Source organism: Clostridium lacusfryxellense, from assembly GCF_018861735.1.
Lineage (GTDB): Bacteria > Bacillota > Clostridia > Clostridiales > Clostridiaceae > Clostridium_AD > Clostridium_AD lacusfryxellense.
In genome coordinates, this window is the sequence record NZ_JAHLEB010000171.1 from 1 (window position 1) to 501 (window position 501).

Genomic DNA, 501 nt, shown 5'->3' on the forward strand with positions numbered 1-501 from the left:
AAAAAAATAAAGAGCAAAAGAGAAAAAGAAAAGACCAAGAAAAAGAAAAAAATAAAGAGCATAAAGAGAAAAAGAAAGACCAAAGAAAAAAGACTAAGAAAAAAATGAAAGAAAGGAGTTGATTATGTGAAAAATAATAGTTACGTATATCCTGCTATTTTAAGTTATGAAAGTGATGGAATATCAATTGAATTTCCTGATTTACCGGGTTGTTTGCCTTGTGCAAATAATATTGATGAAGCTATAAAAAATTCTAAAGAAGCTATGGCCTTACACTTATACGACCTGGAGGAAAGTAACAAAGAAATTCCAGAGCCTTCATCAATTGATAATATTAAATTGGAAAAAAACGAAACTTTATTATTAGTTAAAGTGAATATGTCATTGTTTAGGGATGATATTCTTAATGGTAAGAAAGAAGCCCCGCCCCCTTGTACCGCAGGGGAGGACTTCAAAACCGTAAATCCCCCTCATTCATCCTAACGGAATTTCATCAGGGGA

1 protein-coding gene is annotated in these 501 nt (G+C 32.1%); it reads left to right on the top strand.

The window, feature by feature from the left end:
* The first annotated feature begins 126 nt into the window (after window positions 1–126).
* Window positions 127–483, top strand: coding sequence for a type II toxin-antitoxin system HicB family antitoxin (locus KPL55_RS25840; RefSeq protein ID WP_216309598.1), 357 nt, complete (start codon window positions 127–129; stop codon window positions 481–483).
* Window positions 484–501 lie beyond the last annotated feature (18 nt).